General features: G+C 60.1%; 18 protein-coding genes and 1 pseudogene. 12 read left to right on the top strand and 7 right to left on the bottom strand.

All coding sequences use genetic code 11. The features are described from left to right. Positions 1 to 40: 40 nt before the first annotated feature. Together H7F35_RS29260 and H7F35_RS29255 are read right to left on the bottom strand one after the other, a co-directional pair. Entirely contained in the window at positions 41 to 442 is a 402-nt protein-coding gene (locus H7F35_RS29260; protein WP_187110003.1) for a MerR family DNA-binding protein, read from the bottom strand. Between the two features lie 520 nt (positions 443 to 962). Continuing rightward, entirely contained in the window at positions 963 to 1109 is a 147-nt protein-coding gene (locus H7F35_RS29255; protein ID WP_187110002.1) for a hypothetical protein, read from the bottom strand. A gap of 452 nt (positions 1110 to 1561) precedes the next feature. Between H7F35_RS29255 and H7F35_RS29250 the strand changes: the two genes are divergently transcribed. Both H7F35_RS29250 and H7F35_RS29245 read left to right on the top strand, forming a co-directional pair. Beyond that, positions 1562 to 4186, top strand: coding sequence for an autotransporter outer membrane beta-barrel domain-containing protein (locus H7F35_RS29250; RefSeq protein ID WP_187110001.1), 2625 nt, complete (start codon positions 1562 to 1564; stop codon positions 4184 to 4186). Positions 4187 to 4253: 67 nt separating this feature from the next. Then, the gene (locus tag H7F35_RS29245; RefSeq protein WP_187110000.1) at positions 4254 to 4667 is read left to right on the top strand and encodes a Tn3 family transposase; all 414 of its coding nucleotides are present in this window, start codon (positions 4254 to 4256) and stop codon (positions 4665 to 4667) included. Between the two features lie 163 nt (positions 4668 to 4830). On the opposite strand, the pseudogene H7F35_RS29240 reads toward H7F35_RS29245, so the two are convergent. After that, positions 4831 to 5948 (bottom strand): annotated as a pseudogene (locus H7F35_RS29240) (sensor histidine kinase). A 271-nt stretch (positions 5949 to 6219) separates the two neighbouring features. Between H7F35_RS29240 and H7F35_RS29235 the strand changes: the two are divergent. Continuing rightward, positions 6220 to 7014 carry a response regulator transcription factor gene (locus tag H7F35_RS29235; protein ID WP_187109999.1) on the top strand — a complete coding sequence of 265 codons (795 nt, stop codon included), beginning with the start codon at positions 6220 to 6222 and terminating at the stop codon, positions 7012 to 7014. A gap of 103 nt (positions 7015 to 7117) precedes the next feature. Here H7F35_RS29235 and H7F35_RS29230 read toward each other — a convergent pair whose 3' ends face one another. Further along, complete coding sequence (locus tag H7F35_RS29230) at positions 7118 to 7471, bottom strand: response regulator transcription factor (RefSeq protein WP_261803403.1); 354 nt, start codon at positions 7469 to 7471, stop codon at positions 7118 to 7120. 175 nt (positions 7472 to 7646) lie between these two features. Here H7F35_RS29230 and H7F35_RS29225 point away from each other — a divergent pair, with 175 nt between their 5' ends. Further along, positions 7647 to 7931, top strand: coding sequence for a hypothetical protein (locus H7F35_RS29225; RefSeq protein WP_187109998.1), 285 nt, complete (start codon positions 7647 to 7649; stop codon positions 7929 to 7931). 373 nt (positions 7932 to 8304) lie between these two features. On the opposite strand, the gene H7F35_RS29220 is transcribed toward H7F35_RS29225, so the two are convergent. Continuing rightward, a complete protein-coding gene (locus H7F35_RS29220; protein WP_187109997.1) occupies positions 8305 to 8862 on the bottom strand; it encodes a fasciclin domain-containing protein in 558 nt (185 codons plus the stop codon). Positions 8863 to 9322: 460 nt separating this feature from the next. Between H7F35_RS29220 and H7F35_RS29215 the strand changes: the two genes are divergently transcribed. From H7F35_RS29215 to H7F35_RS29200, 4 genes are all read left to right on the top strand, one after another. After that, positions 9323 to 9658 carry a hypothetical protein gene (locus H7F35_RS29215; protein ID WP_187109996.1) on the top strand — a complete coding sequence of 112 codons (336 nt, stop codon included), beginning with the start codon at positions 9323 to 9325 and terminating at the stop codon, positions 9656 to 9658. A 110-nt stretch (positions 9659 to 9768) separates the two neighbouring features. Then, the gene (locus H7F35_RS29210; RefSeq protein ID WP_187109995.1) at positions 9769 to 10206 is read left to right on the top strand and encodes an Hsp20/alpha crystallin family protein; all 438 of its coding nucleotides are present in this window, start codon (positions 9769 to 9771) and stop codon (positions 10204 to 10206) included. A 78-nt stretch (positions 10207 to 10284) separates the two neighbouring features. Continuing rightward, positions 10285 to 10650: an Hsp20/alpha crystallin family protein gene (locus H7F35_RS29205; protein WP_261803718.1), complete on the top strand. Its 366-nt coding sequence runs from the start codon at positions 10285 to 10287 to the stop codon at positions 10648 to 10650. 97 nt (positions 10651 to 10747) lie between these two features. Next, the gene (locus H7F35_RS29200) at positions 10748 to 11017 is read left to right on the top strand and encodes a hypothetical protein (protein WP_187114521.1); all 270 of its coding nucleotides are present in this window, start codon (positions 10748 to 10750) and stop codon (positions 11015 to 11017) included. A 170-nt stretch (positions 11018 to 11187) separates the two neighbouring features. Here H7F35_RS29200 and H7F35_RS29195 read toward each other — a convergent pair whose 3' ends face one another. Next, a complete protein-coding gene (locus H7F35_RS29195) occupies positions 11188 to 11646 on the bottom strand; it encodes a MerR family DNA-binding protein (protein ID WP_187109993.1) in 459 nt (152 codons plus the stop codon). Positions 11647 to 11806: 160 nt separating this feature from the next. Here H7F35_RS29195 and H7F35_RS29190 point away from each other — a divergent pair, with 160 nt between their 5' ends. Together H7F35_RS29190 and H7F35_RS29185 are read left to right on the top strand one after the other, a co-directional pair. Further along, a complete protein-coding gene (locus H7F35_RS29190) occupies positions 11807 to 12397 on the top strand; it encodes a hypothetical protein (protein WP_187109992.1) in 591 nt (196 codons plus the stop codon). A 173-nt stretch (positions 12398 to 12570) separates the two neighbouring features. Beyond that, entirely contained in the window at positions 12571 to 13428 is an 858-nt protein-coding gene (locus H7F35_RS29185; RefSeq protein WP_187109991.1) for a response regulator transcription factor, read from the top strand. A gap of 29 nt (positions 13429 to 13457) precedes the next feature. Here H7F35_RS29185 and H7F35_RS29180 read toward each other — a convergent pair whose 3' ends face one another. After that, positions 13458 to 13844, bottom strand: coding sequence for a helix-turn-helix domain-containing protein (locus H7F35_RS29180; protein ID WP_187109990.1), 387 nt, complete (start codon positions 13842 to 13844; stop codon positions 13458 to 13460). A gap of 307 nt (positions 13845 to 14151) precedes the next feature. Between H7F35_RS29180 and H7F35_RS34935 the strand changes: the two genes are divergently transcribed. Together H7F35_RS34935 and H7F35_RS29175 are read left to right on the top strand one after the other, a co-directional pair. After that, the gene (locus H7F35_RS34935; protein WP_410010737.1) at positions 14152 to 14496 is read left to right on the top strand and encodes a hypothetical protein; all 345 of its coding nucleotides are present in this window, start codon (positions 14152 to 14154) and stop codon (positions 14494 to 14496) included. Between the two features lie 363 nt (positions 14497 to 14859). After that, on the top strand, positions 14860 to 15504 hold the full coding sequence (locus H7F35_RS29175) for a carbonic anhydrase (RefSeq protein WP_187109989.1): 645 nt from the start codon (positions 14860 to 14862) through the stop codon (positions 15502 to 15504). Positions 15505 to 15515: the final 11 nt, after the last annotated feature.

Below are 15515 nucleotides of genomic sequence, written 5' to 3'. Positions count from 1 at the left end.
CTGCCACGGGCGAGTCGCGTTGGATCTACGGATCGTCGCCTCAACAACACGGTTGAGACACGCTCGTACTGGCACTGCCGCCCGGTTGTTTGCTTGCTAGCTCATACATGCCCTCTATTAATCCGCATGATTGTGGGGAACTGCTCTCTGAACACGTGCTTATGAGCCGTACAAGCATGGACTCCAGGCAGTGCAGCTCATGCAGTCGGGCGCGCACTTCGACGAGCTTTTGCGAGCCCAGTTGACGCGCTTGCGCGCAGTCCGTCTGTGAATCCAGTTCCAGCGGGCCCGCAACTTCATCAAGCCTGAAGCCCAAGCGCTGAGCACATTTGATGAATCTCACGCGCTGCACATCGGCTAAGCCATAACGACGCACACCACCCTGCGGCTTTGGTGGCTTGAGCAGCAGCCCTCTGCGCTGATAGAACCTGATTGCTTCCACCCCGACCCGGGGTGATCTCGATTTCGATGCAGATCACAGTGGCTTGAGCCAAGGGTATACCCGAAATCATCGGTCGCACTGCCGACACTTCAGCCGGTGCAAACCCATCGCTCCTTTGTGGTGTCATTAAGTTGACCAAACATTGCTGATGCCCGACCTCGCCGATGGGAAGCCGTCTTGTCCGAGCCTCTCCGTTCGTGCACCATTCCGGGGATGGAGAAAACTAAAGTACTTGCTACAACTATCGAGATGGCGCGCGCCGGTCTCGGCTTTACACCCACGGCAGCGCTTTCGTATATCGCAGAGCTGATTGAACGGGAGGATGCGCAGGGTGGGGTCCACGATCACAATGTCGAGCAGCTGCTTCGGCTGGGCGCGTGCATCTGGGCCCTGAGGCATAGCATCTTTGTGCCGACAGCACCTCGTGCAGATCTTGACGCAGCATCGAGAAATGTCGACGAGCGGTGCATTGAGCAAGCATAAGAATGCCCGCTCGAGGCGGGCATGAAACGTCAAAAATTCAGGACTTGCCGTGCTGCTTGGGAGTCGCTTGCTGAGGCTCCGACTTCTGGGGTGGTTGGCCCTGCTGCTTCTGCTTTTCCGGCGGGGATTGATCCTGCTGCTTGTGCGGCTGTTGAGCCGGCTTCTTGTCTTGCTGGTTGGACATAGACGGATTCCTGAAGGCGCAGCGACATTGACTGCCCAGCTATTCAGCTACAACGGCACCCTCTATCTGTAGGAATTTGCCGGTGCGGGCGGTAAGAAAGTGCGTGCCTTCCAACTCGCACAGTCAGTCTCAAAAGCGATGTTGGGCAATGCCGGCCTCGGATGGGCCGGTATCTCGCCTGTTGTGAACCCGGCCGAGTTCCACTCACCCGATGCTATCCACTGATTGCGTGCACAACTCTGTGGATAACGGGGGGAGAGAACTCGGGAAGCGGCGCCTCTTCTGGATCATGAATGAAATGCTCAAAAGACAGGCAGTCACCACGAGCCACTCAATAACCAGCAACCCGCAGTCAAGAAGTAAGACGCAAGTTCATGGGTTTCCCAAGCGGCCGCGCGCCTGAATAATGACCGCCGGTCGCAATCCGAGGCCACCAATAAGAAAGAAGAGACATGCCCAAGAAAAAGCAAGCCATCTGGACGCGACGTGCGTCACGCCAGAGCAGGTGCGTGGTGGTCGCCTCGTTCATAGGTTTGATTGCCAGCGCGGGCCATGCCGCTTGCCTTCCGACTACAACGCCCGCCGCCGGCACCAGCGTCGTCTGTGATGGCGTCAACAGCGGTGCCACCAACGTGACCGCCCAGCCGGGCAGCACCAACGTCACGATCACCGTGAATGCCGGTGCAACCCTCAATACCAATGCCACTCAGGCACTGGTGGTGCAAGACAGCAGCACGATCATCAACAACGGACAGATCACGGTATCGGGAGGCTCCGGTGGTTTTCGCGCCGCCATGGCGGCCACGGGCAACAACAACACCCTGACCAATAACGGCAGCATCCGCACCACCAGTTCGAGCACGGCAGGCATCTCGACCGCCTTGGGCGGCAACAGCACCGGCAGCCAACTAACGAACACGGGCAGCATCACGACCACGGGCGGCACCTCGCACGGCATCTACAGCATCGGGCCGGGCAACTCCCTCACCAACAGCGGCACCATCTCGGTCAGTGGCACGGGCGCCAAAGGCGTTTTCATGCAAGGCGGCAACCTGGTCACGAACGTGCTGATCAACACCGGCACCATCAGGGCCATCGGAGCCAACACGACACCCACCAGCGGGTTCGCGGACGCCGTACACGCCAACACCACGGGTGCCTCCACCTTCTACTCGCGCGTGGAGAACCTCGCGGGCGGCATCATGACCAGCGCCAACTCGGCCGCATTGCGCGGCCAGAACGGCAACGATACTTTCGTCAATGCCGGCTACCTCGAAGGACACGGCGGCACGGCGGGAGACAGCGCCATCATCATGGGCCAGCAAGGTACCGGCACATTGATTCTGCGCACCGGGTCGGTCATCAAGGGCGCAGCGGACGGCAACATCGGCAGCAAGCTCAGTGACGCCTTTCTGGAGGGTAGCGGCACCGTGGACAACACGTTCCGCAATTTCCAAAACCTGACGATGCGCGGCGATGCCTGGTCCTGGCTGACCGATGCCAGCTTCGCGCGCAGCATCCAGGTACAGACCGGCACCTTCACTTTCAACAGCACGCTCGCCGCTCCGCTCATCAATGTGTTGCCGGGGACTACGGTGGCCGGCACGGGCACCTTTGTCGGCAATGTGAACAACCAGGGCACCTGGCTGCCTGGCCCCGGCTTCGCCAATGGCTACGGCGCATTGACGGTGCGGGGCAATTACATCGGCACCGGGGCGCTGCTGCAGATCAACACCGTGCTCGGCAACGACAGTTCGCCGGCCGACCGGCTCGTGATCGATGGCGGCAGCGCTTCCGGCATCACGGGAATCCGTGTCGTCAATCACGGCGGTCCCGGCGCTTTGACGCTGGCCGACGGCATTCTGGTGGTGCAGGCTGTCAATGGCGGCACGACCGCGGCCAATGCCTTCTCGCTGACGGGGCCCGTTGAGGCCGGCGCCTTCACATACCGCCTGTTCCGTGGCGGAGCGACTGGCAACAATACGGACAGTTGGTATCTGCGGTCGTCGGGCTATGCGGTCGGCGGCACCATCGTCGGCTCGATGGCCGAGGCTGTCGCGCTGGTTGCTGCGACGCAGCCCTCGGGATCTCCCGCAGGCGCGATTGCCATCGAAAAGGTCAATCTCTACCGCCCCGAGGTGGCGCTCTTCACCGCGATGCCACAAGTGCTGCGCAGCGCCGGGTTGTCGCAACTGGGCACCTTTCATGAGCGTCAGGGCGATCAACAACTGCTGACAGACAGCCAAGGGGTGCAAGCGTCATGGGGTCGGGTGTTCGGTCGGAACGTGAACCAGCGCCTGCGCGGCGACGCGGACCCCGGCTTTGATGGCTCGGTGAGTGGCTGGCAACTGGGCCACGACTTCTACGTCGGCAGGGGCGACTCAGGCGCGCGCGATCGGGTCGGCCTGATGGGCGGGTATACGCGCGCGAGCGGCGACGTGAGCGGCTTGTCCGGCGGTGTGCACGAGGCGGCCGTCGGTCGCCTCTCGATCGAGGGCTACAGCCTGGGTGGCTACTGGACTCACATCGGCGCCGGTGGTTGGTACACCGACACGGTCCTCATGGCGGGCCGGTACAAGACCGACGTGCGCTCGATCCTCGGCCGTGGCGGCCGTCCGGATGCCAAAGCACTCACGGCGTCGGTCGAAGCGGGCTATCCCTTGGCGTTGAGCGATCAGATCGTGCTGGAGCCGCAAGCGCAGTTGATCTGGCAGCGCAGCACCATTGACAGCTTCCAAGACGGGCTCTCCGCGATCCAGTTCGGACGAGACAACGCCGTGACCGGGCGCATCGGGGCGCGACTGCAAGGCACTTTCAGCGGCGGAGGCGGCACCTGGAAGCCTTATCTCAAGGCCAACCTCTGGCACACCTTCAGCGGCCGCAGCGACGTCATGTTCGGATTCACCGACACCATCGCAACGCGCCGCAATGCAAGCGCGCTGGAAGTGGGTGTTGGAATCAGCGGCCAGTTGAACCGGGCGTTCGCGGTGTACGGCGGACTGGCCTATACCCGCGCCATTGGCATCACATCCGAGAACAGCACCCAGGGGCAGCTCGGCATGCGGTATTCGTGGTGAATCTCTCGAAACCGTCTGCTATCGCCGGGGCACGCCTCACAAAGGGTCTGTCGTAATAGGCTCGACGATGAAGCTTGAGTTCGGTTTCCTGTGCGACTACTTCACCAACGACGAATTCCGTCGGGAGATCCACACGCTGTTGAACCGGGGCGAATCGGTACACCAGCTCCAGCGTGCCATTTACCACGGCCGGATTCTTCCCGAGCGCGGCCGTCGGCGCGACGAAATGCGAGCGATCTCGGGCTCCCACGCCTTGCTTACGAACGTTGTCATCGCATGGAACACCATGAGGGTGCAGGGTGTCGTCGATCACTGGCGCAAGGAAAAGCACCCGATCGAAGATGCCTGGCTGCGTCGTATGGGGCCGGTGCACTTCGGGCACATCAATTTCCGCGGCACCATCGCCTTCAGAATTGAGCAGTTCGAGGACGCCTTGTTGCACAAGAGCTCGCCGCAGCGTCGTGCCGTCCAGGCCGGGTGATGGGCAGGGGCAGCGCTGCTATTTGCACGTGAATCAGAAACCTCTCAAAACGGGTTCTTTCGTAAGTGACTGATTCATATAGAGATTTAACGCCAAACCGCTGCGATTTGCACGCGACTCAGAAACGCTGCCTTCCGGTAGCCGCCCAGGCCGAGCGCGTCGACTACGCGTCACGCGGCAGGCGGATGGTGAAAATGCAGCCCGCGCCCGGCACGTCTTGTACGGTCAACGTGCCAAGGTCGGCCTCCACGCTTTGGCGCGCGATCGAAAGACCCAGGCCCAGACCGGATTTGTCATGGCTGTGCTGATTGAACGGGGCGAACATCCTGGTGGCGCTCCCTGGCGGCAACCCTCCACAGTGATCTTCGACTTCGATCAGTACGTGCTCGCCGAGCGCATGCGCCTTCAAGGCGACGTCGGTGTGGGCGTGAGTGAACTTGAACGCGTTCTGCAGGAGATTGGCCAACGCGGCGAGCAGCAGCTCCCGATTTCCGCGAATGGCCAACAGGGGATCGACCGGGTGCACCTCGAAGGCACAGCCTGCGGCGCTCGCAACCAACTGGCCCGCGGTTTCAGCGTCCTTGATGAATGAGGCGACGGAGAACGTCTGTCGCAGTTCCGGCTGGCTGCTGCGCACCTCGGCGAGTGCCTGGCTGATCAAGGTGCCCATCGCCGACAGGCTGCGCTTCAGGACGGTTCCGGTGGCGCCACCCAATGTCATGTTGCCAAGCTCCAGGGCATGAATGGCAAGGGTCGCCGTCCCCAGGGAATTGCGCAACTCGTGAACGAGGAAGCCGAGGCGCTCGCGCGCGTCGAGGTTCTGTTGATGCGCAATTTGCGTATCGCGCTGGTAGCTGAACTCGGTGACGGCGGCGGCGATGGCGTTGTCCAGGCACCGGTTCAGGGTGCGGAATTCAGCGACCGCGAAGGGCGCGTCGCATTCGAACGCCATGTCGTGATCGCCTGGCAAAGGTCGCCATAGTCGTGCACGACCTGGTCGACGGTGTACCCCAGCTTGAGCAGTTCCTTGCCATGGGCTGTGGCGGTCACCCCCATTTCCGACAGGGCCAGCGAATCGCCGCCGGATGGCCCTGAGATTCTCATGCTGTCGGCAGTGTTGTCGTCTTCTTCTGCGGCAAGGGTTCTGATCAGTTGCTCAAGGAACAGCGGGATGCCGTTGGTCAGCTGCTGTTCGGTGGCGGCGCGGCGGGGCCGCTGTGCAACCTTCGACTTGCACCGTGAAACCAGTTCCTCCCGGTTGTTGGTGAGAAAGTTGCGCATGCTCGGACCTCGGTGGCTTTCGCCTGGTTCATCAATGAATACCGTGCGCCTTGCTTCCAAAGCGCATCGGTCCATCGTTACCCGATGGAGATGCAGACGTCTGTACGGTGCCGCACATTGCCGGGCTGTCGGATTGAGAAGAACCGAATCAAATGCAACACGAAGAAACCAAAAGCAACAAAAGCAATCGAATGCGAATGAAAGTTTCGCCCTGAGGCGTAATGCCTTACCGTCCGCCGCCTACAACAATTAACGTCACAAAGGGGCTTAAATGCGAAGCGAGTGCAAAAACTTGTTGACAGTCGATGAAGGTCTGACGAGAAATTATTCAGGGCGCGGTCAATTCGACGGACAGGCCCTACACCCCGTCACAGCATTTCCGTGGCCGGATTTTCTCGCAGGACAGCACACCAAGCCGGTGCGCGTTCTGCTGGTGGATCCGGACCCCGCAATCCGACGGGTGATCGCGCAAGAGCTGCTGGACGATCTTCGCATCCAGCTTGATGGCCAAGCCAGCACCTTGCGGGAAGGCCGGCGCCTTCTGATGCAGCATGAGTTCGAGGTGCTGATGGTCGACGTCCGCCTGGACGATGGCAGCGGTTTCGAGCTGATCGAAGAGGCCAAGAAGCATCGCAGCGCACCCGAAGTCATCGCAATTTCTGCGCACCATGATGAGTCTCAGACTCTGCGCGCACTTGAACTCGGCGCGTCCGGCTACCTGGTCAAGAACGCATGGCTGCAAAGCTACGCACAGGCCGTCTTGCATGTGGTCAACGGCGGAGCCGCCGTCACTCCGACACTGACCCGCAGGTTGCTCAGCCGCCTGGACCACACGCGCGGTAATGAAACTCCTGTTCGTCCGTCGGGCAATAGAGCATCACTGTCCGGGCGAGAACGCGAGGTGTTGCGGCTGGTAGCGATCGGGAACATCAGCGCCGACATCGCGGCACAGCTCGCCATCAGCCCTCAAACGGTTAACGCTAACATGAAAAGCATCTATCGCAAGCTGCACGCGCACACTCGGGCGCAGGCGGTGAGCTTTGCGTCGCACCGGGGTCTGCTATAGAGGCCTGTGTAGGTTACGGCCTACAGCCCTGACCCGAAGAGGGTGGGCGAACGCAGTGGAGTCGTCGTCAGAGCTGAAGCAGCTTCAACGCCTGCTGCACCATTCAAAGAACAAGTCCAATTCGGCTGACTTGTCGAAAACCGCGTCTGCACCCAGCACCCAGCTCCAAGCTCCTGCGCCTCATCTCCTTCGTCGGATAGTTCGTGAGTACGACAACGCGCTGGTGGGGCAAACGTCCCAAGCATGCGCGCAAAACGGTCAAACCGGAGCCTTCGCGCAGAAACAAGTCCACCACGACGAGCTGCCAACGATCCGAGAGGCCATCGAGCAGACTGGCACCCTCGTCTGCTGTCTCGGCGAAGGCCACAACCTCCGCATCGGCAAGCTCCGCCATTGCAGGAACCAGGTTGTCCCTGATGGTCTTGCTGTCTTCGACGAGCACAGTGGCGAGTGGCATAGCATTTGAGGCGTTGGATCATCTTTCTGCCTGGGAAATCGAAGACGAATCAGTCATTGGTTATACGAGGAAGCCGGCTCCGGCATGTAGGCCAAAAGCTCAAGGTGCTCGTTCCTTGCTCCCCGTCCCTCGATCTTGGCTAGCATCGCCGCAGGTGCGTAAACGGAGGAACTCGATGTCAAAGCAGACGCCACAATCGGACCAGGACAGCGCGCCTGATCTCGCAAAAGCTCTCAAGGAAAACCGGCAAGCCACGAAAGCCGTCCAGCAGGCTGCGGACGATCTTTCCGTGGTGCATGCCGTCTTGGACAGCGAGGTGCCAAAGGAGACGCTGGCACCCGATGTGGGTGAAGCGATCGAACGGACAGATCAGCTTGAGAAGAAGCTGAACGAGTCAGGTAAGAACCTGGAGAAAGTCAACGAAAAGCTTGCGCGGGAATTGGCCAAACGCAGCTCGTAGCCCTAGGCCGATCAAGCGTCACCAGACGTGTGTGGCGCATCGGCGTGCGGGTGTCTAATCAGTGAAATTTTCCCATTCGCGCACCGAACTCAACGCGTAAAGATTACCGATGCCAGTTGGCATCCACAGAACCCACCAGTGATGAAAATGTCACTGGTCTGGAAACCCGCGCTGGCATGGACTTCCAGCGAGCTGGGCGGTGGCTTCCCCTGAAAAATTGGCTCGTCCCGTTGAAACAGCTTGTCTTCTATGGCAAGCATTTCTGCTCCGCAGAGAATGCAGGCGGACCGGCGAACGACAATAAAAAGACCCCAGAGTTTTGTCTGGGCTCTTCGAGTTGCTAGTGCCTTGCAAAGGCACGAGGTATCAGCGATTACTTCGGCAGCAGCACTTTGTCGACCACGTGGATCACCCCGTTCGACTGGATGACGTCTGCGATGGTCACGGTGGCGGTGCCGCCGTTTTCGTCGGTGATCATGACCTTGTCGCCGCTGGACTTGGCCGTCAGTGTTCCACCCGAGACGGTCTTGAGCGACGCCATGCCGTTGCCAGCCATGATCTGCTTCGTCAGCGCGGCTGCATCGAGCTTGCCTGGGACCACGTGGTAGGTCAGGATCGTGGTGAGCTTAGCCTTGTTCTCGGGCTTGAGCAGCGTATCGACCGTGCCTGCCGGCAGCGCAGCGAAAGCTGCATTCGTCGGCGCGAAGACCGTGAACGGACCGGGTCCCTTGAGCGTCTCGACCAGGCCTGCAGCCTTCACCGCTGCGACGAGCGTTGTGTGGTCTTTGGAATTTACTGCGTTGTCGATGATGTCCTTGGTGGGATACATCGGTGCGCCGCCGACCGTAACCTGCGCAATGGCGGCAAAGGAGCCCACGGTCAGGGAAGCGGCCAATGCGGCCACGGCGAGGCGATTGAATTTGCTCTTCATGTTCGGAATCTCCAGGTGGTAGTGCCGGCGCACGATGCGCATCGACTGCAGACAGTACGAGCGCCTTCGCCAGTTGGATTCGAACTTCGCGATTGACAGTGACGATGTCGCCTGAAAATCTCGACCATGGACTGAGGCGCTACTTCGTCCGACGGACTTTTGCATACTGGTGCTTGCCAGGCCAAATGTGCGATCGCCCATGCCCGCCGCCTGGCCGCCCGGAGGTCCGCAGCCTCGCTCACCGCAATGCGCAAGGGCAATCGTTCCCCCCGCAGTGGATGGCAGGGGATGGCCGACACCGCCATCGGCCTTCCTTGCTATTCGAAGCATTCGAGATCTGTTCGTCACCAGGGATTTTCCAGGGTGTTACGTTTCGCTTTTCGTGGCGCTTGAAATACGAAACGGTAGTGCCTATGTTGTCTTCTGTCGGAAATTGGTCAACCGAAAAGGAGGTATTGAAATGACCATGAACTTGCTCAAGCAAATCGCCGGCTCTCGCCTACCGGTCTCGTTCTATCGCACCGAGGACATTGACCAGGTCAGGCTGCTGCGGGCAGCCGGACTCGTGATCGCCCTGGTGCCGTCCCCCTCGGAGCCGGTCTCCCTGTCAGGGTCCCCTTCGGCGGCCCAGGTGCTGGCCGTCACCCAAAAGGGACGCGAGGAACTGGCGAAATTCGGCTATCCGGAAACTCGCCCCCCGCGTTGGCGATTCCGAATGCCGCGAATCAAGAATCCGGCGCGCGCTCCATCGCTCGGCCGCGCGACCACCCCCCACGAAACGGCCAGGCCGCATTGAGCCAGCCGCGCCGGGCTTGAAACTGTTGAGCCAGGCTTTCTGAATCATTGTTCGGACGCGCCGAGGGCACGCCCGCGGCGCACCCTTTCACTTTGACGGAGGTTTTCGCCATGTACCGTTCTCTGTTTTCCCGAGACATCTTCGCGGAGATGGATCGCCTGCAACGCGATGTGCAGCAGGCCTTCGACCTGTCTCCCACGATCCGCGGCTTCGCTCGCAACGGCTTTCCTGCACTGAACGTGGGCAGCACCCCGCAGGCCTTGGAGATCTACGCCTTTGCGCCGGGCGTGAACCCTGCCTCGCTAGAGGTGAACCTGGAGCGTGGCCTGCTGACCATCGCCGGCGAGCGCAAGAGCACTTTGCCTGAAGCCGGGGGCAAGTCGGCCGTGCACATCAACGAGCGCTTCGAAGGCGCATTTCGACGCGTGATGATGCTGCCCGACGACGCAGACCCCGAGGCCGTGCAGGCCAGGCTGAAGGACGGCCTTTTGCACATCACCGTGCAGCGCCGGGCCTCTGCACAACCACGCCGGATCGCCATTCAGTGACGACGAACGCAACGAACACAAGGAGATCTCATCATGAGCAACACCATCCAGAACTCGCCCGACCAGGTCGCACAGGAGATGACGGCGCAGAACGGGCAATCCCGCTACAGCGACGCGGCGCTCACGCCCCCCGTCGATGTGATCGAGGACGAAGGCGGCATCACGCTTTATGCCGATCTGCCGGGTGTCAGCCGGGACAAACTCAATCTTCATGTGGAAGCGGCAACGCTCACCATCGAGGCCGAGTCGGCGTTGGCGGTGCCGCAAGACTTGAAGACGAGCCACACCGAGGTAGGGCTGGGGCGCTTTCGCCGAGCCTTCACGCTCAGCAAAGAGCTGGATACGCAAGGCGTGACGGCCGAACTCGCGCAGGGCGTGCTGAAGCTGCGGATTCCCAAGGCAGCGCATGCCCAGCCACGGCGCATTGACATCCACGTCGCCTAGATGCGGAGGCGGGCGACCACTTGGCTGCCCGCCCACTGCCTTGAAGGTTGAGAGTTTCCCCCTGCAAACCCAAGGAACTTAGAAAAAGGAGTTGATCATGTCTTCACGGTTTGGCTCTTCCCTCGCGGGGAACGAAGGACGGATTCGCACCGCGATGAGCCGAGGCGCCAGCAAGCCCTTCATGAGCGAAAAACAGATCGAGGCGTACCTTATCGCCCGGGATCTGCTGCGCGCTATCCAGCGAGCTTCGTCGGCTTCGCAGCACGGCCAAGCGTTCAACTTCCTCGCAGGCACCCAAGGAGATCATCCCTGCCCCCCGCACTCGCAGGGCGGCCGCGTCAGCAGTCCGAAGATACCCGACCACTGAAGGGTTTCCTGTGCACATTGTCCACTGCGGTGCGCATGTTGTCGTGCGTCCCGCAGCGCGCCAGACCGCCCAGCGCTGCGAACGACCTCGTGTGGGCATCGAACAGCATCTCGTGTCCTTGGCTCGGGCACACCCACCAGCCAGAACATACTGTCGCAGTACCGGCGTCCTCACGCCCCCGCGTTCCCTTGATCGCCAAAGTCAACGGCCCCTTCGGTACAAGGGCATCCTTTCAGCGCAGCCATCAGGGCACACGACTGTCGACTTCGACTCGCGCCGCATGCCTGTACCAGCCTCTCAAGGAGCGATTCGAGGTCGCGTAACTCTGCCATCTTGGTGCGAACATCCGCAAGCTTCTGCTCGGCCAACGCTCGTGCCTGATCGCAGTCTTTCTCTTCGTCCAGCCTCAGCAAGCTGAGGATTTCATCGAGGCTGAATCCCAGTCGCTGGGCGTGCCTGATGAATCGAACGCGCCGCAAATCGCTTTCGCCATAGCGACGAATGCGGCCAGCCAGCCTCTCCGGCTCGGGCAACAGACCTCTGCGTTGATAGAACCGGATGGTCTCCACCCCAACGCTTGCCGCCCCCGCAAAAGCACCAATGCTCAGGTTACTGGTTTCCTTGTCCATGAGGCTTGACTCCGTACCTAAGTACGGATTTAAGCTTACATCAAATGCAAGCCGTTTAGAAAACAAAATGCCTCATGTACCCGGCTTTCCCCCAAGTTGCATGGCGACGGACATGCCTATGCATTCTGTGCATGGACCTGTGGCCCACCTGGGCAATTCTGTGCAACAGAATGCCGGCGAAGAGTTGTGGCCGCTGTACGAAGGGCAGCCGACCGTACTCACCACGCCGGTCAAGCGATATACCTCTGTGGCCGACCTTGACGTTGATCGCTACATCGGGGTCGCAGTGGAAGCGTTGGTTAAGACTTCCTCTGACTCGAATGATGGGTGGCCACTACGTGTCCTCACCGAGGATCAGGGAACGCCCACGACGATGTATTCGGTGTTCTTGCACCAGGCCTCCGGACTGATGGAGCGCATCGCCGATTTTTCGCTCTGTCGCCAAGCCGTTGAGTACGCAGAGACGATCATGGCCTTTCAGCTGGAAAGGGGTCAGCGTTGGGCAAGAAGCGGTCGGATATTCGATCTCTATTGTTTGACCAATCGCATAAGAAATCCGCTTTTCCTCGGGCGCTACTCCCAGCCGGGTGCACTGCGATGGGAGGAGGATCCGGCCAATGCCATGGTCTTCAACGGAGTTGCAGGCCGGGGCGAGACCCCCTTCGTTGTCTGGGGAAATCAACGCTTGTACAAGCAGTCTTGGCTTTCTGCGCAAGTGTTGTACACACGAAACCCGCCACGAAAACGCTAAGAAACCTGACTGCCCGATCCCTTGGAGTCGGGCGAGGGAGTACGCATTCCGCACGCAGGCATGGCTTCGATTCGCCCCCGCGTCCCAACCATTGCTCGACGAAGTTCCACACTGCCGGCCGCCACCGATCGGAACAATCAAGACCAGCGGGTCAAACAGAAACGAGCCTGATCATGGCAGGCTCAACCAATACTGAAGAGATTTCAAATTTTCCGGCCCGGATCTTGACCGCCGGGGTTCGCTCAGATGGGGACGAAGGAGTCAAAAAAGAACTCGAAGCGAGCGGCTATGTGGTCGACAGATATGCGAATGATGTTGCTGTCCGCAGGCAAGCGACTGCAGGCAACTGCTCGCTGGTTATCCTCGACGCAGCGCCATCCGATAGGGGGTACATCGTGCTCCTGCGAGCAATCAAGCGCTCTTCAACGGTTCCTGTGCTCGTTCTTTTTAAACGCGGCAAGATCGCCGACCTTCTCGAGGCTTTGAACGAGGGCGCAGACAATTACTTGGTCAAGCCTGTTGCGATCTCGAAGCTTTTGTTTTGCGTCGAAGAGCTCATGCAACGAACGAAAGCAGCAAATTCGACCGTCCTGAGACTCGCCGATCTTGAGCTTGATTGGTCAAGTCGAAAATGCTTTCGAAATGGCTCCGACTTGAGCCTGAGTACCCAAGAGTTCAGCATGCTGCGCACGCTATTTCTCCGCCAGGGGCAAGTCGTCTCTCGCGCTGTATTGGCTCAGGAAGTGTGGGGAAGGAAATTCGACGAGAAGTCCAACATGGTCGAAGTTGCTATCGCGCGCCTGCGCAAGAAGCTTGACGGCTCGTTCGAACTGAAGCTTGTGAACACGGTGCGTGGCGAGGGCTATTTCCTGGGGCCCAGGTCTGACATCCCAAGCGGCGCCTCGGACCATCTATTTGAAGAAACGCGATCTCGGGACGGCGACGCAACGGCCACGCAAGCGACCCTCATTCGGGTTTCGCAAGATTTTGACCCGCCTCGTGGCATCGAAGCGTTTGCGCTCGAAACTTAGCGAGGCGCAGTACTTGCAGGTGATCCATTTCATGGCGTGTCTCCTTTCGTGGCCAACGGGCCTCCGGTCGAGACCTCCGCAGTAGAGTCCGCAACCTCCAGCCATTTCGGCCCCTCCCCGGTGGCCAGCCACCTGGCATTCACCCCAAAGTAGTCGGCAATAGCAAACAGCTGCACCGGATCAGCGCTGTGAGTTCGACCTGAGCGCCAGTGGGTGACCGTCGGACGGCTTACGCCGCAACGGCGTGCAAGGTCAACTTTCCACCCGCGGTCCAATTCGTCAGTGAGTGCCTTGAAGCGTTCCGTAAAATTGCTGCTCATCGCTCTTTTGGCGGTCTGGGACAAATGCGATAGATACTCCATTTTGTGTCCTCGTTTTGCCATGATCAAACAATCGAATTCAGAATTCACGCTCATGCGAAGCAGCCCGTTGGCCTGCCGACACCACTGAACAGCCGTATCGACAAATTGGTTCTGCACAACTGAATGCACCGGATCGCCGAACGGACGCCCCAGACGCTGGCAGCCTGTGTGAAAAGAGACAGACGATAAATCGATTCGCTGATGTCGGACGCTGGATCGAGCATCAATTTGGAAGGCGTAGACCAGGGTGGCACGCGCTCTGTGACCTCTGGCAACGAACCTCACACAAAGTCTGTAGGCCCAACCTGCGCGCCAAGCGTTTGAGCCTCATCCGGGCAGTTCTTGCCCTGCAGGAGTAAAAGTGAACTTCCATCGTTCCGTCTATTTGAAATACGTTGCTGGCGGCTTTTTGCTGACTGCAGCGCTGTTCGGTGGCACCGCAGCCGTCGCCGGCGTAAGTTGGTCCATCGGCGTGGGCGTGCCCGGCGTCGTGGTCAGTGAGCCGCCCCCCGTGTACTACGAGCCTGCCCCGGTATATGCCCCGCCAGCTCCGATCTACTATCGGCCGCCGCCTCCGGTCTACTACCGTCCACCCCCGCCCGTCTACTACAGGCCGGCACCCGTTTACTACGACCCTCCGCCCCCCGTCTACTACGGGCCGCGCCATCATCACGGACACAGGGATTGGGATGATGACAGGGACTGATGTCACTGTGGATCATTGAAAAGCTGCACGCCGCAAGGCTCATTCGCGCAATGGTGCACTGAGCATCGGCCTCGGGTGGATCTGCGCGAGACCGAAAACTGAATTCGGACAAGGGTGCCGCTCCTTCGGACTCATTTTTTTCGACGCCGGCCCAACATGACATGGATCGGCAGGGCCGCGGCGGAGATAAGCCCCGCCATCAAGTGGATCTTCTTGATCCAGGGGGCGTCCTTACAGCGTGCGCCATCGCACCTGCGGTCTGGCAGCTTTATCGCGGCTCCATTTTGGGCGCACGCGACCTCGCCCCACGCTGAACGAGCATGACGGCAACTTGGAAAACTTTTGGCAGATTAGACTGCTGCCATGCAAGACATCATTGCCGGCTTTCTTCGCTTCCAGGCGGAAGTATTCCCCACTCGCAAGGAGCTCTTCAGGGAGTTGGCAAAGAGCCAGACCCCGAAGGCGTTGTTCATCTCGTGTTCGGACAGTCGGATGGTGCCCGAGCTCGTCACGCAACGAGAACCGGGGGATCTCTTTGTCATGCGCAACGCAGGCAACATCGTTCCTTCCTTCGGTCCAGAACCCGGTGGCGTCTCGGCAACCGTTGAGTTCGCTGTATCGGCATTGAAGGTCAGCGACATCGTCATCTGCGGGCATTCTGATTGTGGCGCCATGAAGGCGATTGCAACCTGTGCCTGCCTGGACACGATGCCTGCTGTGAAGTCTTGGCTGCGCTACGCCGACGCAGCGCGCATGATCAACGAAGCAAAACCGCACGCGGACGAACGCTCGCGCGTGGATGGCATGGTGCGGGAAAACGTACTCGCTCAATTGAACAACTTGCGAACGCACCCGTCGGTTGCGCTGGCACTTGCCCAGGGTACGCTCACGCTGCATGGCTGGGTCTACGACATTGAAAGCGGCTCGATCGACGCGCTGGACATGGGGACGAATCGTTTTGTGCCGTTGGCGAACCATCCAGCGGCTGGAAAGCCTGATAGCGCCTGACTAGGGGCCAC

Source organism: Variovorax sp. PAMC26660 (assembly GCF_014302995.1).
Classification (GTDB): domain Bacteria; phylum Pseudomonadota; class Gammaproteobacteria; order Burkholderiales; family Burkholderiaceae_C; genus Variovorax.
The sequence above is the reverse complement of the archived record's forward strand: the minus strand, read 5'-3'. Positions and strand labels throughout refer to the sequence as shown.

What these genes read in the sequence shown, in the direction of transcription:
- H7F35_RS29255 (WP_187110002.1), bottom strand. Translation starts at nt 1,109, where the DNA reads ATGTCCAACCAGCAAGACAAGAAGCCGGCTCAACAGCCGCACAAGCAG.
- H7F35_RS29250 (WP_187110001.1), top strand. Translation starts at nt 1,562, where the DNA reads ATGCCCAAGAAAAAGCAAGCCATCTGGACGCGACGTGCGTCACGCCAG.
- H7F35_RS29245 (WP_187110000.1), top strand. Translation starts at nt 4,254, where the DNA reads ATGAAGCTTGAGTTCGGTTTCCTGTGCGACTACTTCACCAACGACGAA.
- H7F35_RS29235 (WP_187109999.1), top strand. Translation starts at nt 6,220, where the DNA reads ATGCGAAGCGAGTGCAAAAACTTGTTGACAGTCGATGAAGGTCTGACG.
- H7F35_RS29230 (WP_261803403.1), bottom strand. Translation starts at nt 7,471, where the DNA reads ATGCCACTCGCCACTGTGCTCGTCGAAGACAGCAAGACCATCAGGGAC.
- H7F35_RS29225 (WP_187109998.1), top strand. Translation starts at nt 7,647, where the DNA reads ATGTCAAAGCAGACGCCACAATCGGACCAGGACAGCGCGCCTGATCTC.
- H7F35_RS29220 (WP_187109997.1), bottom strand. Translation starts at nt 8,862, where the DNA reads ATGAAGAGCAAATTCAATCGCCTCGCCGTGGCCGCATTGGCCGCTTCC.
- H7F35_RS29215 (WP_187109996.1), top strand. Translation starts at nt 9,323, where the DNA reads ATGACCATGAACTTGCTCAAGCAAATCGCCGGCTCTCGCCTACCGGTC.
- H7F35_RS29210 (WP_187109995.1), top strand. Translation starts at nt 9,769, where the DNA reads ATGTACCGTTCTCTGTTTTCCCGAGACATCTTCGCGGAGATGGATCGC.
- H7F35_RS29205 (WP_261803718.1), top strand. Translation starts at nt 10,285, where the DNA reads ATGACGGCGCAGAACGGGCAATCCCGCTACAGCGACGCGGCGCTCACG.
- H7F35_RS29200 (WP_187114521.1), top strand. Translation starts at nt 10,748, where the DNA reads ATGTCTTCACGGTTTGGCTCTTCCCTCGCGGGGAACGAAGGACGGATT.
- H7F35_RS29195 (WP_187109993.1), bottom strand. Translation starts at nt 11,646, where the DNA reads ATGGACAAGGAAACCAGTAACCTGAGCATTGGTGCTTTTGCGGGGGCG.
- H7F35_RS29185 (WP_187109991.1), top strand. Translation starts at nt 12,571, where the DNA reads ATGGCAGGCTCAACCAATACTGAAGAGATTTCAAATTTTCCGGCCCGG.
- H7F35_RS29180 (WP_187109990.1), bottom strand. Translation starts at nt 13,844, where the DNA reads ATGAGCGTGAATTCTGAATTCGATTGTTTGATCATGGCAAAACGAGGA.
- H7F35_RS29175 (WP_187109989.1), top strand. Translation starts at nt 14,860, where the DNA reads ATGCAAGACATCATTGCCGGCTTTCTTCGCTTCCAGGCGGAAGTATTC.